Source organism: Streptomyces sp. NPDC048269, assembly GCF_040652395.1.
Classification (GTDB): Bacteria; Actinomycetota; Actinomycetes; order Streptomycetales; family Streptomycetaceae; genus Streptomyces.
On the sequence record NZ_JBEZLW010000112.1, the window covers coordinates 1 to 3,375 of the forward strand.

General features: G+C 68.7%; 3 protein-coding genes and 1 pseudogene. All 4 read left to right on the top strand.

Going from position 1 to position 3,375, the window contains the following annotated elements:
* Positions 1-172: 172 nt before the first annotated feature.
* Entirely contained in the window at positions 173-817 is a 645-nt protein-coding gene (locus AB0D48_RS37290) for a helix-turn-helix domain-containing protein (RefSeq protein ID WP_362407782.1), read from the top strand.
* Positions 814-2,187, top strand: a complete 1,374-nt coding sequence (locus AB0D48_RS37295; protein WP_362407785.1) for an MFS transporter — start codon at positions 814-816, stop codon at positions 2,185-2,187. The genes AB0D48_RS37290 and AB0D48_RS37295 overlap by 4 nt, the downstream gene beginning before the upstream one ends.
* 20 nt (positions 2,188-2,207) lie before the next feature.
* Positions 2,208-2,333, top strand: a pseudogene (locus AB0D48_RS37300) (IS5/IS1182 family transposase); the annotation flags it as partial.
* A gap of 274 nt (positions 2,334-2,607) precedes the next feature.
* Positions 2,608-3,375, top strand: a 768-nt coding sequence (locus AB0D48_RS37305) for an IS110 family transposase (RefSeq protein ID WP_362407788.1), incomplete at its 3' end; no start/stop codon positions are given.

Sequence of the window (3,375 nt, forward strand, 5' to 3'; positions counted from 1 at the left end):
AACAGCGCGGACAACGCTTCCCACTCCAGATCCGACAGTTCATGACGACGCACCATGCGACACATGATTCCCCATCAGAACCCTTTGAAGACACCTCCTAGCAGCCAACATTCCAAAAAACTTTCTGCAAAACTTCTTTTGGAAACCCTCTTGGGTGTTCTACTCTCCCGTCATGGTCAGCGATAAGCAGAAACGCGTACTCGATCCCGAGCAGGACACAGCAGCTCTGAAGGCCCTCACACACCCCCTGCGTATCCGGCTGCTCGGGATGCTGCGACAGGACGGCCCGGCCACCGCGAGTGAACTCGCGGTCAGGACCGGGGAGTCATCCGCCTCCACCAGTTATCACCTGCGGGTTCTGGCGAAGTACGCGTTCGTCGCCGACGCCGAGCACCGTGACGGGCGGGAGCGCCGCTGGCAGGCCGTGCACTCCGTGACCTCCTGGAGCAACAAGGCAATGGAAGCCACACCGGGCAGCCGCGCCTACGTCAGCCTGTCACGCAGGGCCCAGATCCAGCACCTGGAGGCTTCTCTCGTCCGGCACGAGGCAGACATCGCCGACGGACGGCTGGGCCAGGAGTGGGTGGAGCCGTCCGGGATAAGCGACCTGATGCCCCGTCTGACCCCCGAGTCGCTCACCGAACTCTGGGAGGCACTCGACCGGAAGCTGAAGGAACTGACCACCCGCGATGCGGAAGAACCGCGCGCTGCGCAGGTCGTGCTCCTCACCGCCGGGCTTCCCCTGGCCCCGCGCGACCCCGGCGCACAACCGGACGCCTCCGCCCCTGCGGGGACAGAGGCCGAGGGCGCGTCATGACCGGGCCGCTGGACATACGTACCGCACGCTGCCGCTACGTCACGGTCTGCGTTCTGTTCTGGCTCCCGCTGGGAATGACCATCGCTCCCCTGATCCTGCTGTTCACCGAGCGCGGCATGGCCATGCCGGCCATCGCGGGCTTCTTCGCCGCCCACTCCCTCACCGCCGCCGCACTGGAACTGCCCACCGGAGGACTTTCCGACGTCCTGGGACGACGCGCTGTCCTGGCGGCCGCCGGCCTGCTGAACCTGACCGCCCTCACCCTCTTGGGCCTGGGCACCACCGGCTGGCTGCTCGGACTCGGCATGGCCCTGGTGGGCGCGGGTCGCGCACTGTCCAGCGGACCGGCCGAAGCCTGGTACGTCGACACCGTCCACGCACACTCCGGCCCCGGCGCCGAACTGCACATCGGACTGGCCCGCGGCTCCTCCGCGACATCCGCCGCACTCGCAACCGGCACCCTGCTCGGCGGCACCCTTCCCTGGCTGCTCGCACTCGGCCCCGACCTCGGCGCCCGACTGAGCGAAGCAACCTCCGGACTGGTACTGCCCCTTTCCACCCCGCTGCTCCTGGGCGCAGCGGTCGAGATCGCCTTCGTGCTGTACGTCCTGACAGGCCTGCGGGAGTCGCCCCGGCCCAGGGCCACCCTGCGCGAGATGCTCCGAGGTGTCCCGCTGACCGTCGTGGGCGGACTGCGGCTGGGCGGACGCGACGCGCTGGTCCGCCGGGTCCTCCTCAGCGCAGGGGCCGCTGGCAGCGCCGTGGCCGCGATCGAACTGCTCACGCCGGGCCGTGCCGCAGCCCTCACCGGTGCATCGGAGTCGGGCGCGGTGCTCTTCGCCGCACTCGCCTGCGCCGGATTCGTCTGCTCCGGCGTCGGCAGCCACCTCGCACCGCTGACCGCCCGGCTCGCGGGCAGCGGCGAGCGCGCTGTCATGGTGAGCCTCGGCGCGAGCGCGAGCGGCCTGCTTCTGCTCGCCGCCACCACGGCGTCCACGGGAGTGGGCTCGATGATCCTGGCGATCGTCGGCTACGGCCTGGTCTACTTCGGGCTCGGCGCGGCGGGCCCGAGCGAGAACGACATCCTGCACCGCCGTGTCGCAAGTTCGGGCCGGGCCACCGCGCTGTCCGTCCAGTCTCTCGCCCTGCAACTGGCGGGAGCTCTCACCGGCTTGATCATCAGCGTCCTTCCGTCAGGCCCACTGCCCTGGCTGCTGGGGGGCGCCGTGTTGCTTGCAGGAGCCGTCCTGTGGATTCACCGCAGCGAGCCCACACCCCCGGCTCCGGCAGGAACGCCTCAGCCCCACGCCCTGTCGTCCTCCGCGAGCACCGCCGCATCCGACCCCCATCAGCAACATGTCGATCAGTAGCGCCCGGGACCAACAAGCCGGCCCGCGCTCCCGTCGAACGAGGCGTCGCCCGCCTGAAGTCCTGGCGGATCTTCCGCCGGAGCCGCTGCAGCCCGAACCGCATGACGGACATCGCCGCCGCGGTCCTCACCCTGGAGAAGCAACGCCGAAAAGGCTCCCTACGTTGTCCTGCGGGATGCGGTGAGCCCTTCCCTACGTTGTCCTGCGGGATGCAGTGAGCCCTTCGTATGGTTGACCCGCCCAGGGGTGCCGGGTGTGGTTCAAAAGGCTCTGCCCCAGATGGCTTGCACTGATTGGCCGCCCGGCGCCCCACGACGACTCGGCTGCCAATTAGGAATTGCGAATGATCGCTCCGTAGGGAATCGACAGCGAGGTCGTCCGTCGGGAGGCACCCAGCACACCCCACCGCACGGAGGCATGATGGCCGCGATCTGGGCCGGCATCGACGCAGGCAAGACCCACCACCACTGCGTCGCGATCGACGAGAGCGGCCGCCGGCTGCTGTCGCGGTGCGTCGCCAACGACGAGCCCGAACTCCTCGAACTCATCACCGACGTCCTGGCCCTGGGCGATGAGGTGACCTGGGGTATCGACCTGGCCGACGGCGGAGCCGCCCTGGCCATCACGCTCCTCCTCCACCACGGCCAGCCACTGCGCTACATCTCCGGCCGGGCCATCCACCGCGCTTCCGAGAGCTACCGCGGCGAAGGCAAGACCGACGCCAAGGACGCCGCTGTCATCGCCGACCAGGTCCGCATCCGCCGCGACCTGCACCCCTTACGCGCCGGCGACGACATCGTCACCGACCTCAAGATCCTCACCGGCCGCCGCATGGATCTCGTCGCCGACCGCACCCGCACCGTCAACCGGCTCAGGGCCCAGTTGACCGGCATCTTCCCTGGCCTGGAACGGGACTTGGACCTCACGAACAAGGGCCCACTGACCCTGCTGACGGGCTACCAGACCCCTGCAACCATCCGCCGACTCGGCACGAAACGCCTCGAGACCTGGCTACGAAACCGCAAGGTTCTCCGCGCCGACCAGCTCGCCACAACCGTGGTCGAAGCGGCCGAACGCCAGCACACCGGCCTGCCCGGGGCCCGTATTTCAATAAGTGCTCGGCAGAGGGGTGTTGGTGGGAGTCTGAGGTATGACTCCGTGTCTGTCAGGTCGCGTTGCCGCTCGTGT